The organism is Nitrobacter sp. TKz-YC02, from assembly GCF_049852135.1.
Taxonomy (GTDB): Bacteria; Pseudomonadota; Alphaproteobacteria; order Rhizobiales; family Xanthobacteraceae; genus Nitrobacter; species Nitrobacter vulgaris.
The window spans coordinates 3,320,346-3,346,785 of the sequence record NZ_CP180728.1; the positions used below are offsets into that span (position 1 = coordinate 3,320,346).

27 protein-coding genes are annotated in these 26,440 nt (G+C 60.9%); 2 read left to right on the top strand and 25 right to left on the bottom strand.

From position 1 onward, the window contains the following. Window positions 1-92 precede the first annotated feature (92 nt). The 24 genes from ftsH to ruvC form a co-directional block, all read right to left on the bottom strand. Window positions 93-2,015 (bottom strand): ATP-dependent zinc metalloprotease FtsH, encoded by a 1,923-nt coding sequence (gene ftsH, locus ACM561_RS15970; RefSeq protein WP_425906313.1) that lies wholly within the window; start codon window positions 2,013-2,015, stop codon window positions 93-95. Window positions 2,016-2,374: 359 nt separating this feature from the next. After that, complete coding sequence (gene tilS, locus ACM561_RS15975; protein ID WP_425906314.1) at window positions 2,375-3,418, bottom strand: tRNA lysidine(34) synthetase TilS; 1,044 nt, start codon at window positions 3,416-3,418, stop codon at window positions 2,375-2,377. Window positions 3,419-3,434: 16 nt separating this feature from the next. Then, window positions 3,435-3,818 (bottom strand): bleomycin resistance protein, encoded by a 384-nt coding sequence (locus ACM561_RS15980; protein ID WP_425906316.1) that lies wholly within the window; start codon window positions 3,816-3,818, stop codon window positions 3,435-3,437. A gap of 138 nt (window positions 3,819-3,956) precedes the next feature. Then, window positions 3,957-4,880 (bottom strand): tol-pal system protein YbgF, encoded by a 924-nt coding sequence (gene ybgF / locus ACM561_RS15985; protein ID WP_425906318.1) that lies wholly within the window; start codon window positions 4,878-4,880, stop codon window positions 3,957-3,959. Between the two features lie 341 nt (window positions 4,881-5,221). Next, a complete protein-coding gene (gene pal / locus ACM561_RS15990) occupies window positions 5,222-5,719 on the bottom strand; it encodes a peptidoglycan-associated lipoprotein Pal (protein ID WP_425906319.1) in 498 nt (165 codons plus the stop codon). Window positions 5,720-5,962: 243 nt separating this feature from the next. Beyond that, a complete protein-coding gene (locus tag ACM561_RS15995; RefSeq protein WP_425906321.1) occupies window positions 5,963-6,703 on the bottom strand; it encodes an N-acyl amino acid synthase FeeM domain-containing protein in 741 nt (246 codons plus the stop codon). A 155-nt stretch (window positions 6,704-6,858) separates the two neighbouring features. After that, complete coding sequence (locus tag ACM561_RS16000) at window positions 6,859-9,180, bottom strand: putative bifunctional diguanylate cyclase/phosphodiesterase (protein ID WP_425909786.1); 2,322 nt, start codon at window positions 9,178-9,180, stop codon at window positions 6,859-6,861. Window positions 9,181-9,364: 184 nt separating this feature from the next. Then, window positions 9,365-10,690, bottom strand: coding sequence for a Tol-Pal system beta propeller repeat protein TolB (tolB, locus tag ACM561_RS16005; protein WP_425909788.1), 1,326 nt, complete (start codon window positions 10,688-10,690; stop codon window positions 9,365-9,367). 59 nt (window positions 10,691-10,749) lie between these two features. Continuing rightward, window positions 10,750-11,769 carry a cell envelope integrity protein TolA gene (gene tolA, locus ACM561_RS16010; protein ID WP_425909790.1) on the bottom strand — a complete coding sequence of 340 codons (1,020 nt, stop codon included), beginning with the start codon at window positions 11,767-11,769 and terminating at the stop codon, window positions 10,750-10,752. 8 nt (window positions 11,770-11,777) lie between these two features. Further along, a complete protein-coding gene (tolR, locus tag ACM561_RS16015) occupies window positions 11,778-12,233 on the bottom strand; it encodes a protein TolR (protein WP_079447992.1) in 456 nt (151 codons plus the stop codon). A 31-nt stretch (window positions 12,234-12,264) separates the two neighbouring features. Continuing rightward, entirely contained in the window at window positions 12,265-12,978 is a 714-nt protein-coding gene (tolQ, locus tag ACM561_RS16020; RefSeq protein WP_425906323.1) for a protein TolQ, read from the bottom strand. A gap of 521 nt (window positions 12,979-13,499) precedes the next feature. After that, window positions 13,500-14,000, bottom strand: a complete 501-nt coding sequence (locus ACM561_RS16025; RefSeq protein WP_425906325.1) for a DUF2852 domain-containing protein — start codon at window positions 13,998-14,000, stop codon at window positions 13,500-13,502. A 271-nt stretch (window positions 14,001-14,271) separates the two neighbouring features. Continuing rightward, complete coding sequence (locus ACM561_RS16030; protein WP_079447995.1) at window positions 14,272-14,985, bottom strand: TetR/AcrR family transcriptional regulator; 714 nt, start codon at window positions 14,983-14,985, stop codon at window positions 14,272-14,274. Between the two features lie 183 nt (window positions 14,986-15,168). Beyond that, window positions 15,169-15,585, bottom strand: coding sequence for a YciI family protein (locus tag ACM561_RS16035; protein ID WP_079447996.1), 417 nt, complete (start codon window positions 15,583-15,585; stop codon window positions 15,169-15,171). 120 nt (window positions 15,586-15,705) lie between these two features. Continuing rightward, window positions 15,706-16,359 carry a glutathione S-transferase family protein gene (locus ACM561_RS16040; RefSeq protein WP_425906327.1) on the bottom strand — a complete coding sequence of 218 codons (654 nt, stop codon included), beginning with the start codon at window positions 16,357-16,359 and terminating at the stop codon, window positions 15,706-15,708. Window positions 16,360-16,895: 536 nt separating this feature from the next. Next, window positions 16,896-17,432: an SRPBCC family protein gene (locus ACM561_RS16045; RefSeq protein ID WP_425906328.1), complete on the bottom strand. Its 537-nt coding sequence runs from the start codon at window positions 17,430-17,432 to the stop codon at window positions 16,896-16,898. Window positions 17,433-17,534: 102 nt separating this feature from the next. Continuing rightward, window positions 17,535-18,803, bottom strand: a complete 1,269-nt coding sequence (locus ACM561_RS16050; protein WP_425906330.1) for an RNA polymerase sigma factor — start codon at window positions 18,801-18,803, stop codon at window positions 17,535-17,537. Continuing rightward, the gene (locus ACM561_RS16055; RefSeq protein ID WP_425906332.1) at window positions 18,800-19,168 is read right to left on the bottom strand and encodes a YciI family protein; all 369 of its coding nucleotides are present in this window, start codon (window positions 19,166-19,168) and stop codon (window positions 18,800-18,802) included. The genes ACM561_RS16050 and ACM561_RS16055 overlap by 4 nt, the downstream gene beginning before the upstream one ends. 209 nt (window positions 19,169-19,377) lie before the next feature. Then, entirely contained in the window at window positions 19,378-19,851 is a 474-nt protein-coding gene (locus tag ACM561_RS16060) for a VOC family protein (RefSeq protein WP_309774909.1), read from the bottom strand. 272 nt (window positions 19,852-20,123) lie between these two features. Continuing rightward, window positions 20,124-20,561 (bottom strand): tol-pal system-associated acyl-CoA thioesterase, encoded by a 438-nt coding sequence (gene ybgC / locus ACM561_RS16065; RefSeq protein ID WP_425906333.1) that lies wholly within the window; start codon window positions 20,559-20,561, stop codon window positions 20,124-20,126. 8 nt (window positions 20,562-20,569) lie between these two features. Next, entirely contained in the window at window positions 20,570-21,097 is a 528-nt protein-coding gene (locus ACM561_RS16070; RefSeq protein WP_425906334.1) for a hypothetical protein, read from the bottom strand. Between the two features lie 108 nt (window positions 21,098-21,205). Continuing rightward, a complete protein-coding gene (gene ruvB, locus ACM561_RS16075; RefSeq protein WP_425906336.1) occupies window positions 21,206-22,249 on the bottom strand; it encodes a Holliday junction branch migration DNA helicase RuvB in 1,044 nt (347 codons plus the stop codon). Next, complete coding sequence (gene ruvA / locus ACM561_RS16080; protein ID WP_425906338.1) at window positions 22,246-22,863, bottom strand: Holliday junction branch migration protein RuvA; 618 nt, start codon at window positions 22,861-22,863, stop codon at window positions 22,246-22,248. The genes ruvB and ruvA overlap by 4 nt, the downstream gene beginning before the upstream one ends. Beyond that, entirely contained in the window at window positions 22,860-23,381 is a 522-nt protein-coding gene (gene ruvC / locus ACM561_RS16085) for a crossover junction endodeoxyribonuclease RuvC (protein WP_425906339.1), read from the bottom strand. The genes ruvA and ruvC overlap by 4 nt, the downstream gene beginning before the upstream one ends. Window positions 23,382-23,678: 297 nt before the next feature. On the opposite strand from ruvC, the gene ACM561_RS16090 reads away from it, so the two are divergent. Then, window positions 23,679-24,284, top strand: a complete 606-nt coding sequence (locus ACM561_RS16090; protein WP_425906341.1) for a hypothetical protein — start codon at window positions 23,679-23,681, stop codon at window positions 24,282-24,284. 222 nt (window positions 24,285-24,506) lie between these two features. Further along, window positions 24,507-24,800, top strand: coding sequence for a hypothetical protein (locus tag ACM561_RS16095; protein ID WP_425906343.1), 294 nt, complete (start codon window positions 24,507-24,509; stop codon window positions 24,798-24,800). Window positions 24,801-24,894: 94 nt separating this feature from the next. Here the strand turns inward: ACM561_RS16095 and mgtE are convergent, their stop codons facing one another. Further along, window positions 24,895-26,265: a magnesium transporter gene (gene mgtE, locus ACM561_RS16100; RefSeq protein WP_425906345.1), complete on the bottom strand. Its 1,371-nt coding sequence runs from the start codon at window positions 26,263-26,265 to the stop codon at window positions 24,895-24,897. Window positions 26,266-26,440: the final 175 nt, after the last annotated feature.

Consider the following 26,440-nt stretch of genomic DNA (forward strand, 5'->3'; position numbering starts at 1 on the left):
AACTCAAGTTCGGAGCACAACGCAAAACAGCCCGGCTTACGCCGGGCTGTTTTGATTTTAGACACCGATGGATAGCACCGAACGTTCGGTGCTCAGGCCTGCGGCTGTGGTTCGAGACCTGGATCGGGCTCCGGGCGCGGACGTGTTTTGCCGGCAGGCGGCACCGCCGACGTGCGCGGTGTCGCAGGCTCCAGCACCGATTCCCGGTTCGGCTTCTTGCCGTTGAGCAGATCGGTGATCTCATCGCCGGTCAAGGTTTCGAACTCAAGCAGGCCCTTGGCCAGCGTCTCCAGATCGGCCCGCTTCTCACCAAGAATGCGGGTCGCGTCCTTGTAACCGGTCTCGACCAGACGCCTGACTTCGGAGTCGATCTTCTGGGCAGTCGCCTCGGACACGTTCTGCTGGCGGTTGACCTGCATGCCGAGAAACACCTCGTCATTGTTCTCGCCATAGGACACCGTGCCGAGTTCTTTCGAGAGGCCCCAGCGCGTCACCATCATGCGCGCAAGACGCGTCGCCTGATCAATGTCGGACGCAGCACCGGACGTCACCTTCTCGTGGCCGAAAATCATTTCCTCTGCCACGCGGCCACCCATCATGATCGCAAGTCGCGAGGTCATCTGCTCCAGCGACATCGACAGCTTGTCGCGTTCGGGAAGTTGCATCACCATGCCCAACGCCCGGCCCCGCGGAATAATGGTCGCCTTGTGAATCGGATCGGTGGCGATGACATTAAGGCCGACGATGGCGTGACCGCCCTCGTGATAGGCCGTCAGCATTTTTTCTTCCTCAGTCATGACGAGCGACTTGCGCTCGGCGCCCATCATCACCTTGTCCTTGGCTTCCTCGAACTCGGCCTGCGTCACCATGCGCTTGTTGCGGCGGGCGGCCGTCAGCGCCGCCTCGTTGACGAGATTCATCAGATCCGCGCCAGAGAAACCGGGCGTACCGCGGGCGACGGTCTTGAGGTTGACATCGGGTGCCAGCGGCACCTTGCGAACGTGAACCTTGAGAATCTGTTCGCGGCCAACGACGTCCGGATTCGGCACCACGACCTGACGATCGAAGCGACCGGGGCGCAGCAGTGCTGGGTCAAGCACGTCGGGGCGGTTGGTCGCCGCAATGAGGATGACGCCCTCATTGGCCTCGAAGCCATCCATTTCGACCAGCAACTGGTTCAGCGTCTGTTCGCGCTCGTCATTGCCGCCGCCGAGACCGGCGCCGCGGTGACGGCCGACTGCATCGATTTCGTCGATGAAGATGATGCAGGGCGCGTTCTTCTTGGCCTGCTCGAACATGTCGCGGACGCGGCTGGCGCCGACGCCGACGAACATCTCGACGAAGTCCGAGCCCGAAATGGTGAAGAACGGCACGTTGGCCTCGCCCGCGACAGCGCGCGCGATCAGCGTCTTGCCGGTGCCGGGCGGGCCGACCAGGAGCACGCCGCGCGGAATACGCCCGCCGAGGCGTTGGAATTTGCCGGGGTCGCGCAGGAACTCGACGATCTCCTGCAGGTCCTGCTTGGCCTCATCGACGCCTGCGACGTCCTCGAAGGTGACGCGGCCGTGGGCCTCCGTCAGCATCTTGGCGCGAGACTTGCCGAAACCCATCGCCTTGCCGGCGCCGCCCTGCATCTGGCGCGATAGAAAAATCCACACGCCGATGAGCGCGATGAACGGCAGCCAAGAGACCAGTAGCGAGACGAACCATGGCACGCTGTCGCCGGGGGGTTTGGCTGTGATCTGCACCTTGGCGTCATAGAGCTTTTTCACCAGCCCCGGATCGGTTGGCGCATAGGTCTGGAAGTTGGAACCGTTGGTGAAGGTGCCGCGAATTTCCTGCCCTTGGATCACGACATCGCGAACATTGTTCTGATCGACTTCCGTCAGCAACTGCGAGAACGAAATATCCTGCGCGGTCGTGTGGTGACCAGGACTCTGGAACAATGTGAACAATGCCAACAGGAGCAAGACAATGATGACCCAGAGGGCGAAGTTGCGCATATTGGCGTTCATCGATCTTCCTTCGAGGCCGCGCGGATCGCAGCCGGATATCCCTGCATCGACTTAATAGATGGGGGTTGCCGAGACGTATACAATCTAGGCGCGGAGGTTGCCCCTGCCAAGGGAACCGGGTGAAACTCTTATTAAATAAAACCTATTCGGCCCTGGCAGTTGACACAAGGTTTCGCATTTCCAACATTTCGGCTTATCACCTCTTTGATCCGCCTCATCTTTCAAGCTTGCGCCGGGCGGAGTCTGCGGTCGTTTCATATTTTTGAAGCATGGTGGCGCTTGACGGAACTTGACGCGGGGCGGAAATGAGACCCGCTTTGAATCATAGCTTAGGGTTCTCTGCGCGGCGATTAACGGCATCAGTTGGTTCGACGCCGGGGCGGTGCCGGCTCGACGCTGATCCGCTCGGGGGTAAGCGTCACCAGCGCCCCCGCTAGCGTCCTTCTGAGCAGAACGCGTCGACCGAAATCCGCATGATTTGCGGCGCTTTCGAGTGCCAAGAGCAGAGCCTCAACCTTACCCAATTCAGCCCGCCCCTCGCAGCCGACACGATCGATCACCCGCAACAACAATCGAATCTTGATCTCCTCCGAGAGGACCGCAAACGCCTCCGTTCGAAAGCCAGGACGCTGCGCGTCGTCATCCTGCAGGGCCAGATAACGCTCCGCGCCGTCGACGAGGAGCTCCAGCGCTGTATTAGCTCGCGCCAGACGCGATGCGAGCCGCGTCAGGTTATGGGCATCGCATCCTTCCTCCGCCAGCGCCGGCATCAGAGCACGCAAACGCGGCCGCGTGAAATTGAGGTTGCGATTGGTCGGATCCTCCACGTAGTCGATTTTTGCCTTCTTCAGCGTCGCAATCAGCCTCGACTTCGGAACATTCAGAAACGGCCGGGCAAGGATGAACCCGTCACGCATCGTTTCACGTGCCATTGCGGAGAGGCCCGCAATGCCGCTGCCGCGCGATAATCGCATCAGAACGGTTTCCGCCTGATCATCACAGGTGTGAGCGGTGAGGATATGCAATGCGCCGTGGGCGCGGGCTGTTCTCGCCAGCAGGCGGTAGCGGGCGTCTCGCGCGGCCGCCGGTAATCCGGATTCCGGTTTGGCGCCGCTCCAGCGCACGATGCGGTGTGTCACGCCGAGCGAGGTTGCGAGCAGCTTGACCTGTCGCGCCTCGCGCGCGGAGCCACGCCGCAGGCCATGATCGATGGTAACAGCAATGAGGTCGGGACCGCCTGTCATGGCGCGCCGCCAACGTGCCGCGAGCCACATCAGCGCCATGGAATCGGGGCCGCCGGATACGGCGAGAACGAGTGCGCGAGCCGCTTTCCAGTCCGCGAACAGCGTTTTTGCTTCCGTTGCCGAAATCGGCAAAGCGGAGCCCGTTTTCGGTGGCTTCATCGCTTGTGCGGTCGATCTAGTCCGAACCACCGATGCCCATCCCAAACGTCAGGCGGTTGCCGTCCAGATCGTCGATATCGAAATCACGCATGCCGTAGGGACGATCGCCCGGCGGATGCACTATGGTCGCCCCGCGCGACTTCAGCTCATCGTGCAGCGCGTCGACCTCGGTCACAAACACGTTGACGGCGCCTTGGCCGGATTCGCGCGGCGTCTTGTTCGCGGCCTGGAAATGAATCGTAACGTCGCCCCGCTCGACGCCGCCGTAGAAAACCGGATCACCGTAGGTGAAGCCGACCTTGAAGCCGAGGACGTCGCGATAATGGGCAACGGCTTTGGGGACGTCCTGGACCACGAACAGGGTCGCGGCCGAACAAAATTGCGGGGCATGAAGGCTCATCGGACACGCTCCTTATAGTCGGAGACCCGCCCGAATTTACGCGATCCAGCGCATGTTCTCTAGAGCGCGATCAGCAAAAGTGGATTCCGGTTTTGCGTCCGATCGCGCGCTACCGCTCATACTTTGGCGGATCATGCGCTAGCACTTTACCCGCCTCTGCTCACGGTCCACGGCCTGTTTCACTCCAGCGGAGGCGCGGGGATATTTGCGCGTGACCTCACCAAGCGCGGCGCAGGCGGCTTCCTTTTCTTTCAGGGCGGCCAACGATTGACCAAGCCGAAGCAACGCATCGGCCGCCTTTGCCGAACTGTCGTACTTTGTGGTCACGCCCAGAAAAGCCTCAGCAGCCTCGCGATATTTCTGGCGCTGAAACAGGCTTTCTCCGAGCCAGTACTGCGCGTCGCCCGTCAGCGCATCGGAAGGGTATTTCTGGGTGAAATTGCGCATGGTTTCCTCGGCAAGCGCAAAGTCCTTGCGCTGCATGTAGCCGATGCCAAGATCGAATTCGTCCCGCGGCGTCGCCGATGGCGGCAGTGTTGTCAGGCCGCCCGAATTGAGCGGAGCGTTGCCGGTCCTCGGATAATTCCCCGAAGAGCGTGGACCGACGTTGGCGAGATCGAGCGGAGCGCCGGCTTCGCGGCCGCCGGGCGAGCCTACGGCCGTCGCCGGGATCGGCATCTGTCCGCCGCCGAGCGCGCGTGGCGCACCGGGGGCGTTAGGGTTCTGGCTAGGGTTGAAGGCATCACCCCGGTGACCTTGCGCAGGCACGGGTACGACCTGCTCCTGCACGAGGGGTGGCTGGCTTCCTCGCTGATCGTAATTCGGTTGAGGCGAACCGGCGTTTGGATTTGCCGGCGCAGTCGCCGCGACGCCAGGTGATGCCGTTCCAGGCTGCAACTGCTGCAGCTGTTGTTCGAGCATCCGATTCCGGTGCTGCAACTCTTCGTTCTGCCCGGTCAGGGTTCGCAGCTGCTGTTCCAGTTGCTGGATGCGGAGTTCAGGATCGACATCGTATTGCGCGGAGACATGTGACGAAAGCACGAGCATCGTGGCAACGGCCATTGCGCGTGCAAGCCTCGGAGGTATGGATGACATTTTGGCCTGTCGACTGAATAAACGTCACATCGAAAGCGCACCCATTGAAAACTTGAGTACGCCGAAAATGTGACTTGGTCTAACAACAACAATCACTTTACGACGATCTTGCCAGTCAGTCTTCTCCTTAAATATTTTCGTGGCGTTAAGCGTGAAAACGGCGCCCTCTGGCTTGAGCTGCAGATAACAGCCGGTTTGCATCGTCAAGACAGAAGGCAGAAGCCGGCTTTTATTTCACCGATCGTCCTGGCGCAAAAAACCGGCGCCCCAAGAGCGCCGGCTGAAAACAAAATAAGATAAGGGACGCCTCAGGAACTGGCGTTGAGCACCGTGACAGCGCGGCGGTTCTGGGACCAGCAGGAAATGTCGTTGCAGACCGCGACCGGGCGCTCTTTGCCATAGGAAATGGTCCGCATCCGGCCCGGATCGATGCCGCGCGACGCAAGGAAAGAACGAACCGTCTGCGCGCGGCGGGCGCCGAGCGCAATGTTGTACTCGCGGGTACCTCGTTCATCCGCATGGCCTTCGACGGTGAAGGAATAGCGATTGTAGGTCTGCAGCCAACGCGCCTGTTTCTCCAGCGTCGTTATCGCCTGTGGCGACAGGCTGGTCTGGTCGCTCTCGAAGAAAACGCGGTCGCCGACATTGACCACGAAATCCTGCTGGCTGCCCGGGGTCGCAGCGCCGGCCATCCCGCCGCCCCTCCCGTCCATCGGATTTTTATTAGCGCAAGCACCCATCGACAGCGCCGCCGCAACCACGGCGGCGAGCTTCAATCCCCGGAGGAATCGCTTCTGATTTAACATTCCGGAGCCTCCACGCTCGCGTTTTCCACTGTTATCCGCTCTACAGGGTGATGGTTAAGCGAACGTTCCGTCAACCTTGATGAGAGGTTGCTCGATTGCATCAAATGCCATGTTTGCGAAAGAAGCGCCCGCGATGGTTAATAAGCCGCAAATGTGGCGCGAGGGTGAACCGACAGCGATTTCACAACCGCGCGGTCCGCGGAGTCCGCCCCTGAACCCACATCACAACAATTAGGTCGGATATCAGGACCTCGGGACGATCGAGGGTCGTGCGAACGAAAACGGAGAATCGGTGGGCACCAGAGTTGCGGTGCCAGCTCTGCGCTCGAATAACATTCGACGTTCGAAATAGCTCGAACGGAGATACGGATAGCGGGCGAAGACCTTTTCGCGAGAGGCCGGAAAATCGACCGCCATCAGACAGATCGGCTTGACGAGACCAGGATACCGGCGCGGCGGACTCAACGGCTGGTGATCAAATAAACGCCGGTAGAACGACCGGTGTTCAGCGCGAACGGTAGCCAGACCGAGGTCCGCATTGAAGAAACTGCAGGCGACGAAGCATAGACGGAGCGTGATGTAGGGCAATTCAGGAAATCGACCCGCAAGCTCCGGATCCGCCACAAAGCGGGTCGGGTCGACCATAACCTTGCGCCGATCGACCTCCGGCTGGAGATAATCCTTAAACACATCCACCGAAGGACTGAGCGGATGCTCCGGCGACGAAATGCTGAGACGAATGGAACTGGCCAGCGCGCCGTCCAGATAGACGGCAAAAATCCAGGAATTCGGCATTTCGTCGAAACGATCAAAGATTTTATGGTCGCGGTTGGTCTCGATCGCGCCCTCATTCAGGTAGGCGCGATATCGAAGGCGGTAGATGATATCCCTATCTGCCGGCGTTTCCACCAGGCGATAATCAACCCGATCCAGAAGTTCGATACTTCGGTCTACAGGCTTAGCGACTGTTAGAGCCGAACTCATTGGGAGCACCCTCGCCGCCTGATTCCAGCAAACAATCGAAGGTTAACGATTCGTTAATGAAATGAAAAGATAACAAAACATTAATGTTAGTGTGTCCTCACATTCTTTCAACGGGGACCCTCGACTCGAAGTTGGAGCGTCCCTCAGGGAGAAATCTAAGCGATCGACCGGACACCCTTCACATTGCCATCACACAGATGACGTCCATGAGAGGCGTCGAGCTGCTGACGAATGCCCGCCGCCGATACCGGTCGGCTGAACAGATAGCCTTGCGCTTCCGTCACCGTGCCGTCGACGCTGACGAGATCGAGCTGCTCGTTGGTTTCAATGCCTTCGACGACGACGGCCATGCCGAGATCGGCGCTCAGCCGAGCCACACCACGCAATAGCATCAGGGGCCGGTCCGTATCGATCCCCTCCAGAAACGAGCGATCGATCTTGACCTTCTGGAGCGGGAAATTGTGCAAATAACTAAGGCTCGAATACCCTGTGCCAAAATCATCGAGTGAAATCCTCACGCCCGCAGAGCGCAATTGGCTCAGCGCGTCGTGAGTCCACTGCGTGTTACGCAGCAACGACGATTCTGTAATCTCGATTTCGAGGCGGTGCGCCGGAAGACCGGAAACCTCCAAGGCATAGCGGACTTCGCTCAGGATGTCGCGCTGATGGAATTGCTCCGACGAGAAGTTGACGGCGACGCTGACAACCTCCGGCCACGTCATGCATTCCATGCAGGCCTTGCGCAAAATCCAGCGGCCGAGATCGATGATGATCCCCATCTCCTCCGCCACCGGAATGATGTCCATCGGTGACACCGTACCGCGCGAGGGATGATTCCAGCGCAGCAGTGCCTCGCAGGCGGTGATCCGTCCCGACTTCAGATTGACCAGCGGCTGATAGAACAGTTCGAACTCTTCCTTGGCCAGTGCATTGCGTAGATCGAGTTCGAGGGCGCGGCGCGATTCGACCGTTTCAGCCATCTCGTTGCGGAAGAAGCAGAAGGTTCCGCGACCATCGGCCTTGGCACGGTAGAGCGCCATGTCGGCGTGCTTCAGAATGTTGTCGGCCGTGATGCCAGGTGATGTCATTGCGATACCGATACTCGCGCCGATCTCGACAAGATGGCGATCAATTTCATATCGCTCGGTGAGCCGTTCGACGATACGGCGGGATAGCGCGGCCGCCTCCTCCGCCGACTGGATGTTTTGCTGAAACACAACGAATTCGTCGCCGCCGAATCGCGCGACGAAGTCCTCCGGGCGAAGCATTCCCCGGAGTCGGTCGGCGACAATGCTTAACAGGCGATCCCCACAGGGATGACCGAGCGTATCATTGATCTGCTTGAACTGATCTAGATCGATGAACAGCAGCGCCGATAGCCTCGGCGCACTATTGGAGGTCGCCAGCAAGCGTTCGATTTCGTCGCGAAAGCTGAGCCTGTTGGGCAATTCGGTAAGCGGATCGAAGCGAGCGAGATGGTTGATTCTCGCTTCCGCCTTGCGCCGCTCCGTGATGTCCTCGACCAGCACGACCGCGCCGCCGACGGCCATCGGCTGGAACGTCCACGACAACGCCCGCCCCTGCTCCATATCCACGTCGGTGGTCACGATTGCGCCGGCTTGCGAATTCTCGATCTCCGAGATAATCGTCCGCCCGTTTTCGGACGACATCGTTCCGGCGGCCACGCATGCGGCGATGACATCCGCTGCGCCCACGCTGCGATGCACGAAGTCGTCGGCGAGATGCATCATTTCACTGAAACGATAGTTCATCACGCCAAGGCGACCGTCTGCGCCGAACATGCACAGGCCATGCGGCATGTTGTTCAGCGCGGTGTCGAACTGGGCGGCGAGCGCGGCTTCGCGTTCGCGCGCGATCAAGGCGCGGAGAAAAATCTGCTGTAGTCTGGTCGTGATCCTCTCGAGACCAAGGAAATACAGCAGGGTGAGAAGCGCCATCCCAAGGTAATAAGGACTGCCTTTCAGCGCCATCGCCCCAGCCATCGGCCCGCAGGTCAGCAGAATCTGCAGGTGGAAAATCCATGGGCGTCCGTAGGCGCGGCCGGCGCCGGCCGCCACATATCCCGTGGTGACCGAGATGCAGATCATGTGCGCGACGGCGTCGTCGGTCATCAGAAGCGCGATGGCGCACCATGCGCCAAGGACAATTGCGTAGAGCACCGCTCCGATCTGATAGCGGGCCTCCCAGCGCTCGGCTTCGCCTACAGTCAGATCCGAACGGCGATTCTTGTATTTCGCCATGTCGAAAGTGCGGAGCATGCCAATCAGGACCAGAAGCACCGCGCATGGCCACAGCAGATGGTTGCCGGTCTTCAATGCGGTCATGACCGCCGCAATCGCAGCGCAGACCGCGCCAGCCAACATCGGTGCCGGATTCTGGAATAGCGAACCCACAAGCGCCGCATATATCGCTGGCGACATCGTATCGGTATCGCGATGGTGGTCGGCCAACTGCATCGGCTGCGCGCGCATCCTTTCCGCGCGCACAGTGTTACCGGCCGCTAGTGAAGCTTTTCTGAGCGAACATCGTTAGCGAGACGTTTGAACCGGCCACCTGAAGGCCGAGTTTACCCTGCAAAACAGAATGTTACAGGATCAAGATCCAACCGACGCCGATCCGGTTTCGGCTCGGGGATCCGGCTTATGAGAGCAGGGGCGACCATGCCGGATCGGACGCAAAACCAGGCGTGGGAACTTTCAATTCGTTGCGGCCGGAGACGTCGATCGTATAAAGCGATGGTCCAGCGTTGCCGCCGGGGTCGCGGAAGAACATCAGGACCCGCCCGTTAGGCGCGAAGGTCGGACCCTCGTTGTGAAATCCCGACGTCAGAATTCGTTCGCCGGAACCGTCCGGCTTGATAATGCCGATGGAAAACTGACCACCGCCTTGCTTCGTGAAGGCGATGTAGTCACCGCGGGGTGACCACACCGGAGTCGAGTAGGAGCCCTCCCCGAACGAGATGCGTTGGGCCCCGCCGCCGGTCGCTCCCATCACATAAATTTGCGGTTTACCGCCGCGATCCGACTCAAAACAGATGCGGGCGCCGTCCGGCGAATACGAGGGCGACGTGTCGATCGCCGGCGTGTCCGTCAGACGTGTCGTCGACTTCGAGCGAATGTCCATCACGAACAGGTTCGAGTTTCCACCCTGCTGCAGGCTCATGATGATGCGTTGGCCATCCGGCGCGAACCGCGGCGCGAACGACATACCGGGGAAGTTGCCGACGATTTCGCGCTGGCCGGTTTCGATGTTGAACAGATAGACCCGGGGATCGCCCTGCCCGAATTCCATATAGGTGATTTCCTGGGTCGACGGCGAAAAGCGCGGCGTGATCACAAGGTCAGCTCCGCGCGTGAGGTAACGCACGTTGGCGCCGTCCTGATCCATCAGGGCCAGCCGCTTGACGCGGTGCTGCGCTGTTCCGGACTCGTCGACGAACACCACGCGGCTGTCGAAATAGCCTTTCTCGCCGGTCAAACGCTCGTAAATCTGATCCGAGATGATGTGCGCGATCCGCCGCCAATATTCCGGCGATGTAAAATATTGCTGGCCTGCAAGCTGCTGGCCGGTCGCGACATCCCACAAACGAAACTCGGCCTTGAGCCGCCCGTCGCCCTGACGCGTCATACGTCCGGTCACCAGCGCCTGTGCGTTGATGGTCTTCCAGTCGGCGAACTGCGGCGGCACGTCGATATTGGTGATCTTCTGGATATACGCGGCCTGGTCGATTGGCGCGAACAACCCGCTGCGCTTGAGATTGTTGGTGATGACCTTGGCGACGCCGGCACCGACCTCGCTATCCGACGGCGAACCGGCAATGAAATTCGGAATGGCGATCGGGAGCGGCGCGACGTTGCCCTCGGTGATCTGGACCCGCGCCTGGGCGAAGGCTTGCCTACCGCCCAGCAACACGGCAGCCGATGCCATCCCGGAAATCATGTGTCGGCGGTTCAGGCGGAACGGCATTCTCTGCAATCCATTTCTCTCGATCATCGGTCAAACTTTTCATCCGCAACGTTCGTTGCTTACGACTTTCGTTCTGTGAATACGGGCTCGAAAAACTTCCATTCGTCGAAATAAGCCGCAGGCAGATTGTACGGCTGGCATTCAATGATCGCGCGCAGCGCGCTTTCCTGATAAACGCGGAAGTAGGGTGTCGACGGGTTGCTGATCGCGGTCGGCGTGGTCTCCAGCGTGCCGTCGCGCTTCAGCTTGATGCTGAACACCGCTTCGATCATCTGAGCTTCGAGCCCGCCATAGGGCTTTTTCCAGCAACGCTCGACCTGGGACTTGAACATCGACCCCCAGGTCGCGGAATTGTCCGCGGCCTTGCCATGAGCGAGGCCGAGCGCGGCATTCGGATTCAGCGTGTCTCCGGTGACCGAGCGGCGGGTGGGCTCGCGCTTGTCAAGCAGTGCCGCAATCTTCGATTGGTCGAACACGCGCTCAGCCTTCTTCGCCTCTGCCTGGGCTTTCGCCTCGGCTTCTGCCTTGGCCTTTGCCTCGGCTTTGGCTTTGGCTTCCGCTTTCGCCTCGGCTTTTGCTTTCGCCTGCGCTTCGGCCTTCGCCTTGGCCTTGGCTTGAGCCTCCGCCTTTGCTTCAGCTAAGGCTTCCGCCTCGGCCTTCGCGGCCTCTGCTTTGGCTTTCGCATCCGCCTTGGCCTTTGCGTCGGCTGCTTTGGCTGCCGCCTCGGCCTTCGCTGCTGCTGCAGCAGCCTCGGCAGCGGCCTTGTCATCTGGCTTTGGTTGTTCTTTGGGCGCCACGTCGGTCATGACCGGCGGCTTCTTGTCGTCGATCTTGCCGACAGTGTCCTCCGGCGGCGGTGTGGGCTCGGCGACCTTCTCGACCAGGGGCTTCGGTTTTTCCTTCTTGCCGGTCTTCATGCCCGCCGTGACGTGGGCGAGTTGATCGGCGGAGATGATGTCGACCGGCAAAGATTCTTCTGGCACCGATTCGAAAGCCTTCGACGAAAACGACACCAGCCCCCACCCGATCACAAGGACGTGCAGGGCAACCGATGCTGCCAGTGTCTTATCGACCTTGATCTTCAACCTTAAGATCCCTGCTCCACTTCGGTGACCAGCGCCAGACGCTTGAACCCGGCGCCCGACAGCCGACCCATCACTCGCGCCACCGTGCCATAGTCGGCCTTCTTGTCGGCGCGCATGAAGATGCGCTCGTCAAGACCGCCGCGTGCATCGGTGATCGCCGTCAATTTCGGAACCAACTCCTCCATCGTGACTTCGGTGTCGTTGATGAAAATCCGTCCCTGAGCATCAACCGACAACTGCAAGGGCGTCTTGTCCTGCTCGAGGCTTTTGGCCTGGGTCTGCGGCAAATCGAGCGGAACGCCCACAGTCAAAAGCGGCGCCGACACCATGAAGATGATGAGAAGCACCAGCATGACGTCGACCATGGGCGTGACGTTGATCTCGGCCATCGGCTGTGACCGCCGCCGTCCTCTTCGTCCACCACCGCTGGAGGAAGCCGCTGCCGGATTCATTGCCATGATGGACCGCCCGTTTCCATGCCGCTTGACCTCACGCCCGCTCGTCGATCTGACGCGAGAGGATCGCAGAAAACTCGTCGGCGAAACCCTCAAGGCGCTGGGCCTGACGATTCACTTCCGCAGTGAACTTATTGTAGAAAATAGTCGCGGGGATGGCGGCGATAAGGCCGATTGCCGTTGCGAACAGCGCTTCGGCGATGCCCGGCGCCACCACCGCGAGCGAGGTATTCTTCGATGCGGCGATCGACTGGAAGCTCGACATAATACCCCACACGGTCCCAAACAGGCCAACGAAAGGACCGGCAGAGCCTACGGTCGCTAACACCAGCAACCGCCGCTCCAGCCGCTCGATCTCCCGCGCGATGGAAACGTTCATCACTTTCTCGATCCGCATCTGAAGCCCGGCAATCGAGCGCGCCTGACTTTCGAAAGAACGTTTCCACTCGCGCATCGCTGCGACGAAACAGGCCGCCATCGATTGTGTCGGCTTGGCCGACAACGCCCGGTACAGGTCCTCAATCGACTCCCCTGACCAGAAGGCCTGCTCGAAACGGTCCATCGCGCGCTTGGTGCGGGCGTAAAGAAAGATCTTGTCGATCGCGATCGCCCACACCCACACCGAGCAGGCCAACAGGCCCAACATGACTGCTTTCACGATCCAGTGAGCGTGAAAAAAAAGCGTAATCAGCGACACATCGGTCGAAGCTAGGGGCAAGGCTGACTGCGCCACGTCGGCCGGATTCATGAGCAGTTTCCTCTCAACGCAAGTATCCCTATCGACGCGGAGCGCGACCTCAAGCCGCCAGTTTCGCGGCCACGAAGCTCACGCGGCGTAAAAGCGCCACGTAACAAGCCGGTTGAGTCACTTGGGGGGTCCGTCCAATGCCGGAGCTTGCATCCCCTGCCAACGTGTCAAAACGAGGGCTAACGGCACGCCTTTACGGCTGTAACCAAACGCTAATCATGGTTAAGACCAGGTTACCAAAGAGGATTGAGGCTCTGAAATCCGCCTTATATTCCAATCCTTGTTCACCGTGAGCCGTACCCGGCGGAAAGCGGGTGGGAGGCGGCCGACCGTCGATTATTACCCAGGACGAGAGTTCCGGCCCAGTGGGCGTGTGGCGATGATCCGACGCCTGAATCGAGAGAGGTTTCAGACCCGCAGATGAGAAAAAGCCCGCCTGTCGGGACAGGCGGGCTTTCCTATCGATTGGCGGAAGCCGGGCAGCATCAAAACCAGCGCCGGTCGCAGCGTCCGATTAGTGACTACTGGTCTTGCGGCCTATCGTTCGGCGGCGTCGGATGGGTGCGATGCTGGGCCATGAAGGCATCGAACTCTTCCTTGTCCTTGGCGTGACGAAGCCGTTCGAGAAAGTCCTTGAACTCTTTCTGCTCGTCCTCAAGCCGCCGCAGCGTCTCCATGCGATACTCGTCGAAGGCGCGGTTACCGCTGGACGGCGCGCCAAAACCGCGGAAGCCAAAACCTCGGCGCTCCATATGATCCCGCATCCGGTCCATTTTGTACTGCATCCGTTGCATTTTGCTCTCAAACCGGTCGTTGCTCCAGCAGCCCATTTTCCTGCTCCCTAGAGTGAAGAAGAGAATCGCGAGACCGATCGGCCACCACACCATGAAGCCCAGCACGATCAGGACAATCCGGAATGGATGCCAGGGCGCGTCCGTGAAACAGCGGGAATACGGGGGCTGACCTTGGCCCGGCGCATTGTTGGGGCCATTCCAGCGATCGTAGTCAGCGGTGTGGGCCATAGGCCTTCTCCATGAACGGCGTCATGCCGCGTGAATGTAAATAACATTTACATAGGTAACCCACGAAAGGCTTTTGTCAAGCGCGACTTTGCCTGGAAATGCCGGGTTTTGGCGGTGCTACGGTTTCCCGCCGTTGTAAGGTCTCGTCACATTGAAAGCGGCAAATATTGGCGAGCAGACCAAAAAGCCTATCCATGAGAAGCACTTGGCCGATTGCTGCGAGCGCAGGATAAAATCCAGTCCCGGGGATACGCGCAGCTGAATCGGTTGGTCAGGTCGCGGACTTTTGATCCCACGGCCCTCGTGGCGGCTTGGCTGGAGCGTTCGGGTCCTCAGGCGACCTGCGTTCGGTCGGAAAGCCGAGCCCCCGCAGATAAATCAGCACGCCGGCTTCGAGCAGATCTTCGGCGGACATCGGCAGCTTGCGCCGCGCCGCGTCGCCGCGGCCGAACAGGGAGGCTATGCCGTGCGCCAACGACCAGATATGCAGCGCCATCATCAAAGCCGGTGGTCGCGCGACGCCCGGCGGTGTCAGTGCTGCAAGCCGTTCCGCCGCAGCACGAATGATGCTGAAGGCGCGCTCGCTCGCGGCTGACAGCATCGGATTGACATCGGTCGGCAGCCCGGATTCGAACATCGCCGAGTAATAAGCCGGTTCGTTGCGGGCGAAGGCGAGATAGGCGCGGCCGACGCGCTCGAACGCGCTGACGGTATCCGGGCGCCCGTCATCCCATGCCTTGGTCAACACCGCCTCGAACTGCTCGAAGCCGCGTTGCGCGATGCTCGCCAGCAGTTCATCGCGATCACGGAAGTGCCGGTACGGCGCCGCCGGACTGACGCCCGCGGAACGCGCCGCATCGGCGAAGGTGAAACCCGCCGCGCCCTTCTCGGCGATCAGGCCGAGTGCCGCCTCCAGCAGGGCCTCCTTCAGATTGCCGTGATGGTAGCCTCGCTCCGGGCGGCGATGGTCCTTGCGCCAACTCATGTGAAGAGTTTTTACATGAGCACGCGGGAAACACCACTCGTTTCGTCCTGCTTCCATTCGAGAGGCAGGGCGAAATCCAGCATGAAGAAGCGCAAACCGTTGCGGCGAACCCCGACCTCCGGTCAAACGAGGCCGGCTCGCCGCCGGAAGTCGGCCAATGGCCGTGGCGACCTGATGCGGAGCCTATCGGCGCGCGACCTCTGCGCGCAGCCGTTCTTCCTGTTCGCGCAGTTCCGGCGTGAACGCCTCGCCGAAATCCTCCGCGTCGAACACCTGACGCAGTTCGAGTTCATCTCCGGGTGCGAAAGGCGCGCGTTTCATCCACTGGATCGCCTCGTCTTTTGAACCAACCTCGATCAGCCAGAATCCGCAGACGAGATCACTGGTCACCGGGAATGGGCCCTCTGTCACCACAGGTGCAGCGCCTGAATATTTGATGCGCGCGCCTTTCGAGGTCGGATGCAACCCCTCGCCCGCCTGCATCACACCGGCCTTCACCATCTCTTCGTTGAACCGACCCATCGCGGTCAGCATTTCGGTGCTCGGCATCTCGCCCGCTTCGGTTTCCTTCGTCGCCTTCACAATCACCATGAAACGCATCGCGATTCTCCTTCGATCCAGTGATCCAGGCCGTTTCTTGGCGGCCCCGCAATGAAGACGGGCGGACTGCGGCCTCTCCGACATGTCCGGTAGAGATTTTTCGGCGCGCGCGCCGATCCTTCAGTCGCCCTGTGGAAACATGTGGAAATACGGCTCGGCGTCCTTCAGCACGCGGGCATAGGACGGTCGCGCCTTGAGACGTTCCAGATAGGCGGCAAGATGTGGATGGCTATCAGCATATGGCAGCACCTTGGCGGCATAGAACAACGCCGGCGCGGCAGCGCAATCCGCCATCGAGAAATCGTCGCCGGCTGCCCAACTGCGCGATGCCATCTCCCGCTCGGCGATGTCATAAGCCGCGCGCATCCGCGTTTTCGCATCCTCAACGCCGTGCGGGTCCTTGCTACCGGCAGGCCGTAGCCGGTCGCCGACCACCTTTTGCATATGGTTGTGAATGTGCAGATCGTAAAAGCGGTCCTTCAGCCGCACCTCGCGCTCCGCGTCCCGATCCTGCGGGATGAACTGCGTCACGCCCGGATAATGCCTGTCGAGATACTCGATGATGATACTGGATTCCGGCACCACCTCGCCGCGAGCGGCATCCTGCAACACCGGAAATTTGCCGACACCCCACAGCTTCAGCAGCGCCGCGCGCTCGTCCGGATCGCCGAGATCGACCGACATAGCCGTGAACGGCGTCGCGTTCTCATGGAACGCGATTAGCGCCTTGTGGCAATAGGACGACAGCGGATGCATGTACAGCGTCAGCGGCATGATGTTCTCCCGGTAAGCGAGCGCTTTGCAGCACTGCATGTGATGACGCAAGACGAAACTATCGCGCGTCGTCAAGCGCACATGAGCGCGTATCTCGCGTTTTCCGTCGCAACAAATTCCCGCCGCATTGCTTGATCACGCTTGCGTCATTGCTTCGGCCGCGGGGACAAGATGCGGGCGCAGCAATTCCAAGGGGCGTTCCACGTAAACATCGATTCAATTTTGGCTCGCGCGCAAGCCGTGACGAGTCATGCCCGAACCACACTGGCCAAAACCAAATGGGGGAGGACATCATGACCGATGCCACAAAGCGGACGGCTTCCGGCACGCTCGCCGATATGTTCGCGCATGTCATGGCGGTGACGGCACTGCTGGTGATTGCAGCGTGCGTCTTCTACGTAAAATAGCTCTTCGGCCGCCGTCACGACAGCGCGAACACGGGCTGCGCGAGAGGAAAGCGAATCACGCAGGTGTCCTCGAAGGGGGCATAGGAATTGATTTTCATCCTGCTCCCACCACAGGCATGAGCGGTTAATTCAGTTTTCCACTGCCTTGCGCAGATTGGCGAGACCAGCCTCGAAATCAGTACCGACCATGCGATCCATGTTGATGAACACGTGCATGATCTTGCCGATGAACGGCGTCGGCCCCTGCATCGTCCATGTGACACGGGTGCCATCGCCCTGAGGCTGCAATGTGAATTCGGCGGTGTTGTGCGCCTCGAAGGGTTTCAGGAAGTCGAGCTTGATGACGACATTCTGGGAAGCGGGTGCATCGAGGATTTCCATGTGGCCCGTGCCGACGTTGCTGTCGCCTTCCCAGGCGTAGGTCGCACCTTTGCCGCGTTCGGCGCCGCCGTAGGTCCGCTTCATCGCGGGATCGCGAGTCTCATAAGGCGACCACCGTCCCCACTGATGGAAGTCGGCAATCAGCGGGAAGATATTCTCCGGCGACGCCTTGATGACGGCGGACCGCTCGACGCGGAACGTATCGGGCTTGGTCGAAGCCAGTATTAGAACAACGGCGAGAGCAATGACGATGATAGCAATGACGGCGGCAAGGACTTTCAACATGGCAAACCCTCAAGTCTGGATAAAACAGGACAGCCCAAGGACGAACGGCGAGGCGACATCCAGACAGCGACCGGACAATTTTTTGAATCAGCTCCCAGAACCCTACTCCGCCGCCCTGGTGCGGGGCGCGCCGTCTTTCATCAGCCGATCCAGATGCATGCGGATATGCGCCGCTTCCGCCGAGGTATTAGCGAGCGCGATGGCGCGGTCGAATGCAACGCGCGCCTCATCGTTGCGGCCCAATTGCATCAGGTATGCGCCCTTCACGCCGAAGAAGTGAAAATAGCCTGACAGACGCTGCTCCAGCGGCGAGATCAGCGCGAGCGCCGCTTCCGGCCCCTTCACCTTGGAGAGGGCCACGCTGCGATTGAGCGTCACCACCGGCGACGGCTGCAATTGCTCCAGCGTCGCGTACAGAAGATCGATCTGGCGCCAGTCGGTCTCCTCCGGCTTTGGCGCGCTCGCATGAAGCGCCGCGATTGCCGCCTGCACCTGATAGGGGCCGGCGCGACGATGGCGCATCGCCTTGTCGATCAGCGCCGTGCCTTCCGTGATCATCTTTCTGTTCCACAAACTACGGTCCTGATCCTCGAGCAGGATCACTTCACCGTCGGAATCGAAACGTGCGGCGGCGCGGGCATGTTGCAGCAGCAACAGTGCCGTCAGCCCCATGATCTCCGGCTCGTTCTGAAACAGCCGAAGCAGCAGCCGCGCCAGGCGAATCGCCTCCTCGCATAGCGGCGCACGGACCTCGGAGGTGCCGCCGTTCGCCGAATACCCCTCGTTGAAGACGAGGTAGATCATGGCGGCAACGACGCCGAGCCGCTCGCTGCGCTCGACCGCGCCAGGCGTCTCGAACGCGACGCCGGCTTTCGCAACCGCCGCCTTGGCACGGGTGATGCGCTGCTCCATCGCAGCTTCGCTGACAAGAAATGCACGCGCGATCTGCTTCACAGTCAGACCCGAGACGATACGCAGCGCCAGCGCGATCTGCTGAGTCGCAGGCAGATCAGGGTGGCAGCAAATGAACAGCAAACGCAAAATATCGTCGCGGTAGTGGGAGCCGTCGAGCCGCTCGGCGATTTCACTCTCGGCGTCGCCGAGGTCGGAGATCACATCGTCGTCCGGTAATTCCTGCTGCTTGCTCCGCCGCCGCACCTCGTCAAGCGCGGCGTTGCGCCCGACCATGATCAGCCACGCCGCCGGATCGCGCGGCGGCCCGTTTTCCGGCCAGTTCCTCAAGGCCCGCAAGCAGGCGTTCTGGTACGCCTCCTCGGCTGTGTCGAGATTGCGGAAATAGCGCAAGAGCGCGCCGAGCGCCTGGGGTCGCGCCGCCGTCAGGGCCGCATCGATCCAGGCGACGTCGGTCATGTCAGAGCCCCTCCGGAATCGAACAGGCCGACGGGACGGATCTCATAGGAGCCACCCGGATTCGCCTCACCGAGTTCCTGCGCCGCCTCCAGCGCCTCCTCAAGGTTCTTGCAGTCGATCAGGTAGAACCCGAGCAACTGCTCCTTGGTTTCAGCGAACGGACCATCGACGATCAACGGTGGGTTTTCCTTGCGCAAGGTGGTCGCCGCGGTGGTCGGCAGCAGCCGTGCCACCGGTCCGAGCCGGCCCTGCTTCTTCAACTTGTCTTGTACGACCGCGAGCTTTTGCATGACGGCGGCGTCCTGCTCCTTGCTCCAGGAACAAACAACATCCTCGTTATGGTAGCAAAGTAGGGCATAGAGCATGCGCAATGGTCCTTCTTCCTCTCAGGACGAACCAGTATGCCGATAGCCGACACATGACCCAACAAAATTTCCGGGGGGATTTTGGGGCGACAGCAAGCGCAAGGTCCAAACGCCCTTGCATAGCCGACGCGACCATTGAGTTATGGAAACGCGCCTTTTGACTTCCCGGCCCACAACCGGGATACGGGTTCGGGTTTGAGATAAAGAAGCTACCCGTTCGCCGCCGCCTCGATATCGGCGATGACGATCTTCTTCATCTTCAACATCGCCTTCATGGCACGACCGGCTTTGGCGCGATCCGGATCCTGCAACAGGCGCGGCATCATATCGGGTACCACCTGCCACGACACGCCAAACCTGTCCTTGAGCCACCCACACTTAAGCGGCCCGCCGCCATCGGCGGTTAGCTTGTTCCAGTAGTAGTCAACCTCGTCCTGCGACTTACAGTCGATGCTGAACGAGACAGCTTCACTGAACTGGAAATGCGGGCCGCCGTTCAACGCGATGAACCGCCTTCCCTCGAGATCAAAGGCGACGGTCAGCACCGTTCCGGGCGGCTTCGAGCCGCCTTCGCCATAGTAGGTCGTTTCAACGATCTTCGAATTGCTGAACACGGTGGTGTAAAATTTCGCTGCTTCCTCGGCCTGTGTATCGAACCAAAGGAACGGGGTGATGTTGGGCATCGTGGGCTCCATGATTGCGTGCCCCGGTTGATGCGAGGCAACCCGCCAGCAAACGTCGGGTTCCGCAAGGGCGTTGCCCAAGGACGAACGGCCCGGCCGCGATCGACATCACTAAGGGATTTCCACATCAGACATTTTTCTGCCTGGATTCGGCGACGGCCCGGCCCATTGCCGGCCATGCAAATCATCGTGACCGTCATGCATGGCGATCCGGGATATCGGCGTAAGGCGCGCAGATCTTAAAAGAGGGGTCTTCGTGTGATCCCCGGCGATCAAACCTGATCTGTCTTCATCGCCACACGAAGCGCCTTGGGTATCGGCTTCGCCCGCCCTCCGGATATGAACGCCACCTTCACCCTCGCATCCAACAGCAGCACGTCGCCGCACCGCACCTCCTGATGCAGCGTGATCGAGGCGCCGCGCACTTCCAGCGGCCGCGTTACGATGTCGAGCACGTCGTCCATCCGCGCGGGCTTCAGAAACTCGAGCTGCAACGCGCGCACTACGAAGGCAAAACCGGGCGCTTCGCTTTCGGCCTCCGCGAACAGTGCGCGCTGGTCGGCGCCGAGCAGCCGCAGATAGTTGCTACGTCCGCGCTCCATGAAGCGCAGATAATTGGCGTGATAAACGAGGCCGGAGAAGTCCGTGTCCTCGTAATACACGCGAACCTGCATGTGATGTCCGCCGTCGACGATATGTCCGTCAAGCATATGGGGTTTCATCGCGACTTTTTGGCCTGAAATAAAACCAGCAAACCGGCCCAGGTTAGCTGAAAAAGCAGAAAAAACGGCCACGCAAACCAAAACGCCAACCAGCTCACGTTCTCTTGCATGAACTTAAATCCAAGGGGCGGCATTGCCGCCAGTTGAACCGTTTCTCCCGTCAAAGCGGGATCGACCGCATCCACCGTAATCTTTGTCGGATTGAAGCCAAATTCCAACGACAGCGTTTCGGTCCCTCCGGGCCGAAGGGGACGAGTAATGAGGTGGCAGGAGTATGCCCACGGCGCTGATGCTTCAAATATGATGGATGTACGTCGTAACGACGCGATCAAGCGAACTTGCCTACCGGCGTCGACAGGCTCCCTTTTACCTGACGCCCCCACCCGGGTCGAAGGGTCGCCAAGCTCCGGCCGACGATCGTTGCAACCTTTTCTGGAGAACCAGAGTTCCATCTTCAGAGGTTGATGAGCAAAACGAAATAACCACAAACCTACCGTCGCGCCCGGCTCAAGCTTAAGGCGCACGGCTTCAGTCCAACTCGCAATGAACCCCGCAGCACAATACAGGCTGAGAACAATCGATACTCCAGCCCAGATGCCCCATCGCCTCCTGGAAGATTGGGTCGTCAATCTCTATTCCTCCCCCTCGCCGAACAATCCGAACTGCGCCGGATCGCGCGTGGGCTCGGCTAGGCCGAGATGGCGGAAGGCGTGCGAGGTGAGCAGCCGCCCGCGCGGGGTGCGCTGCAGGTAGCCGCACTGGATCAGATACGGCTCGATGATGTCCTCGATGGCGTCGCGCGGCTCCGACAGCGCCGCCGCCATGGTTTCCACACCCACAGGCCCGCCACCATAGTTCAGCGCAATGGTCGTGAGGTAGCGGCGGTCCATCGCATCGAGGCCGGCGGCATCGACTTCGAGCGCGCCGAGCGCATGATCGGCGATTCTCCGGTCGATCGACGCCGCATCGGCGGCGGACGCGAAATCGCGCACCCGGCGCAGCAGGCGGCCGGCGATGCGCGGGGTGCCGCGAGCGCGGCGGGCGATCTCGTTGGCGCCGTCCGCCGTCATGCCGACATTGAGAACACGCGCGCCACGGCTGACGATCCTCTCCAGCTCATCCTCGGTGTAAAAATTCAGCCGCACTGGAATCCCGAAGCGGTCGCGCAGCGGATTGGTCAAAAGCCCCGCGCGCGTCGTCGCGCCGACCAGAGTGAACTTCGCCAGTTCGATCTTGACCGAGCGAGCCGCCGGCCCCTCGCCGATGATGAGATCGAGCTGAAAATCCTCCATCGCGGGATACAGCACTTCCTCCACCGCCGGTGAGAGACGATGAATCTCGTCGATGAACAACACATCGCGTTCTTCGAGGTTGGTGAGCAGTGCCGCGAGATCGCCGGCCTTGGCGATCACAGGGCCCGAGGTGGCGCGAAAGCCGACGCCGAGCTCGCGCGCGACGATCTGCGCCAGCGTGGTCTTGCCGAGGCCGGGCGGCCCGACGAACAGCACGTGATCGAGCGCCTCTTTCCGTTTACGGGCGGCATCGATGAAAATCTGCAGGTTGGCGCGCGCCTGCGCCTGTCCGACGAATTCGGCCAGCTTTTGCGGCCGCAGCGCGGTGTCGCCGACATCGTCGGACCGGCGCTCGGGCGTGACGATGCGGGAGGGCGTGGTCACTTCGACAGCTCCTTCAAGCCGAGCCGGATCAGTTGCGCAGTCTCCGCATTTTCGCCAGCGCCACGCGAGGCGACCGCGATCGCTGCGGTCGCCTGCGGCTGACCGTAACCGAGATTCACCAGCGCGGAGATCGCATCCCGCACCGGGCGCGGCGCATGCTGGTCATCGATGGCGCCTGCGAGATGTACCACCGCCGGATCGACATTGGCGAAGGCCGGTGCCTTGTCCTTCAGTTCGGTGACGATGCGTTCGGCCACTTTCGGTCCGACGCCCGGCGTACGCGCCACCGCAGCCTTGTCGCGGAGCGCAATGGCGTTAGCGAGATCGGCCGGCGACAGCGTGCCCAGCACCGCGAGCGCCACCCGCGCACCGACACCCTGTACGGTTTGCAACAGACGGAACCATTCGCGCTCGTGGTCGGTGCGAAATCCGAAGAGCTTGATCTGGTCCTCGCGCACATACGTCTCGATCGACAACACCGCCGCCTCGCCCGGCGACGGTGTTGTCTGCAGCGTGCGCGACGCGCAATGCACCTGATAGCCGACGCCGCCGACATCGAGGATCACGTAATCCTCGCCGTAGGAGTCGATGATACCTTTTAACTTGCCGATCATGCGTCCGCCGCCTTCATTCGCGATGCGAGCATCGCGCTTCCACGATGGTGCGCGTGGGTAATGGCGATGGCGAGCGCGTCGGCGGCATCGGCGCTTTTCGGGTCAGCTTTTGGCAGCAGGATTTTCAGCATCGCCTGGATCTGGGTCTTGTCGGCGTGGCCTGCGCCAACCACGGTCTTCTTTACCTGGTTGGGCGCGTATTCCGCCACCGCGATGCCGAACATCGCCGGCGCCAGCATCGCAACGCCCCGCGCCTGCCCGAGCTTCAGCGTCGCCACGCCATCCTTGTTGACGAAGGTCTGCTCGATCGCAGCCTCGGCGGGGCGGAATCGGTCGAGCACCGCGCCAAGCCCGGCATGGATCGCCAGCAGCCGGCTGGCCAGCGCCATGTGTTCGCGCGTCTCGACCGAGCCGCAGCCGACGAAGATCAGCCGATTGCCCTCGATGTCGAGCACGCCCCAGCCGGTGCGGCGCAGGCCCGGATCAATGCCCATAATGCGAATCGGTGAGGAGGTCATGGCCCATGTTAGCGCAAAGCATCCCGCTGCGTCCCCCAAGCGGGCTCCGGCTCAATTCGTTTCAACGCAATCGCACGGCCCAGGACAGTCTCCCGAGGCGGGGCCATGATGAGCAACGTTGCGGCCAATCCTGGTTTGTCGAACCTTGCCCGTTCCGGTAACGACAAAGCCGTATCCGCCATCCGACCGATCGATCCATGTTCGGCTGAACATGGTCTGCTCGGAGACGGGATAGCTACGTCATAGGGGGCGACAGGTCCGTCTCCGAGACCGGACCGAAGAGGAATCTCAAGCGTCATGCGGATAGCAATTGCCGTTTTCTTCATGATGACGATCGTCAGCACCGCTGTTTCGGCCGATTCGCCAACCGCCGCGCAAAACCGGTTCACCTCCATTGCCAACAAGGATTGCACTTTCGCTCCAATCGGCGACGAGCCGGGCGACGAGGAAGACCAGCTCAAGACATGTCCTGGCGTCGGTAGCGCGCAGGTGCTGGTCAACGCCCTGGGAACTCGTCTGCGGATAGGCTTTCGCTGGCCAAAGGGGGCTCACCCGCAAAAGATCATCTGGGCGGTGGAAGCATGGTCCGCCGGATTGACCGTCGACTGGCGCGGATCTGGCAAGGGCAAGGAGTTCGAGCCTTATGCCGCGATCGTCAGGATGAAATTCCAGAAACAGGATTCGCCGGCTGCCGGCGACCAGGTACTCGCCGTGATCCGGATCACACAGGATACCGCTTGCGTCATGGGCGCTGTTGACACCGGAGCGAACCCGAACGCCAATGAAGCTGCGCATGCGCTCGCCGACGCAGCGGCATCATTCGTATGCGGCAAAGACAAGCCGACGATCGGCGGAGTGAGAACCAAGGCCGCGGAAGAGATTGTGCAAGGCATCGCTGAATGATGAGCCGGCAAGCATAAGCCGCCGGTGCTGGAGCACGGACGAAAAGAACATTAGCAAAAGAATTAAGGCGCTTAGTCAGGTCACGAGCTGACCTTATAACCGCATTCTGCCGGGGTTTTCACCACAATGAGTATGCTGTTCAGAATCGTCCTTGCGTCCGTCCTCACGAGCCCTGCGCTTGCACTCGCGCAAGCGCCGAAAAAAGCCGCCGCGCCTCCTGCCTTGGAGGCGGAATTCAATGCCTTTATCGTCAAGTTCCGAGCGGCTTTGAAAGCGAACGATCCGACGGCCGTCGCCAGCATGACCAAGCTGCCTTTCATGGGTGACAAGGCGTACGCGGATGCCGCACAGTTTCGGGCGAAGGCCTATCCGGAATTCTTCTCTGCGAAAGATCGCGCCTGCATCCAGCGTAAGAAAGCGGAATACTTCGAGATGGCGAGAACAACGACAACTACTTTGTCATCTGCGGCGAGAGCATTTTTACCTTCACCAGAACGCCAACCGGATTCCTTCTGACGGAGGTTGGCGTAAATGATTAGGCATGCGCCCTCAGCGAAGGCGTAGCGCCCCGCTACTATGGTGGTTTCGAGCGAAGTGGAGAGGAAAGGTTCTACAGCAGCGTCCCACTCAGGATCAGCACCGCCACGCTGAAGTAGATCATCAGCCCGGTGACATCGACCAGCGTTGCCACCAGCGGCGCCGAAGCGCTCGCGGGATCGAAGCCGGCGCGTTGCAGCATGAACGGGAGCATCGATCCGGACACTGAGCCGAAAACAACGACGCCGATCAGCGCGGCCGCGACGGTCAGCCCGATCAGCATCCAGTGCTCGCCATAGTCGTAAATGCCGAGCTTCTGCCAGGCCACCACGCGGACCAGTCCGATGACGCCCAGCATGGCGCCGAGGATCAATCCCGTCGGCAGTTCGCGCAAGGCCACGCGCCACCAGTCGCCGAGCTTGACCTCGCGCAGCGCCAGCGCGCGGATCAGGAGCGAGGTCGCCTGCGAGCCGGAGTTGCCGCCCGAACTCATGATCAGCGGGATGAACAGCGTCAGCACGATGGCCTTTTCCAGTTCGCCCTCGAAGTGCTGCATGGCGCTCGCGGTCAATAGCTCGCCGATAAACAGCACGCAGAGCCAACCGCCGCGCTTGCGGATCATACCCGGCAGCCCAACCTGCAGATACGGCTCGTCAGTCGCCGCCATGCCGCCGAATTTCTGGGCGTCCTCGGTGTTTTCTTCGATGATGGCGTCGATGATGTCGTCGACCGTGACGATGCCGAGGACATGCCCGGCCTTGTCCACGACAGGCACCGCCAGCATGTCGTGCCGCGAGATCAGCCGCGCGACCTCTTCGCGATCCGTTAGCGGGGAGGTGGTGATCGGGGGGCGCGCCAGATCGGCGATCTGGGCCGAAGGCTCACCGGCGATCAGCCGCCGCAACGACACCGCGCCCACCAGCCTTCGCGTGAAGGCGTCCAGTACATAGATGGCATAGACCGTCTCGCGGGTCCGTTCGACCTGGCGGATATGCTGTAGAGTCTGCTCCACTGTCCAGGTCGCGGTGACGCTGACGAATTCGGTTGTCATCATCGCGCCCGCGGTGTTTTCCGGGTAGGTGAGCAGATTTTCGATAGTGGCCCGCGTGTTTCGGTCGAGCCCCTGCATCAGTTCGCTGCGCGCCGGCTCATCGAGCTGCTGGACGATATCGGCGGCGACGTCCGCCGACATTTCAGTCAACAGGATGATGGCGGTGCGCCGGGGTAGCGAGGCGATGACCTCCGCCCCGTGATATAATTCCGGCTTGTCGAGAATCTCGACCGAAGTATCGACCGGCAGAAGCACCAGCACCGCCGCGGCGTCCTGCGGTTCGAGTTGGTTGAGAATTTCGACGTTATCGGCGACATGGCCGCCGCTCAGGCGCGAGGCCAGCGCGTACACATCAAGGTCGCCGTCCGTTGTGGCGGTGTAGGTATCCGTCATAGCTCACCTTCGTGGTCTGCCGGCAACGGCAGGCCTGGCGAGCTCATCAAGCTCTCAGACCGGCGCCGCTGTCGGCGAGGTACCTGGCAAAGTACCTGGACTGTCGCTTGGCATAATGTCGTGGTTTCCAGTGATGGGCGTGCGACCGAGGCCGCAAGCATCCCGCTTGGCTGAC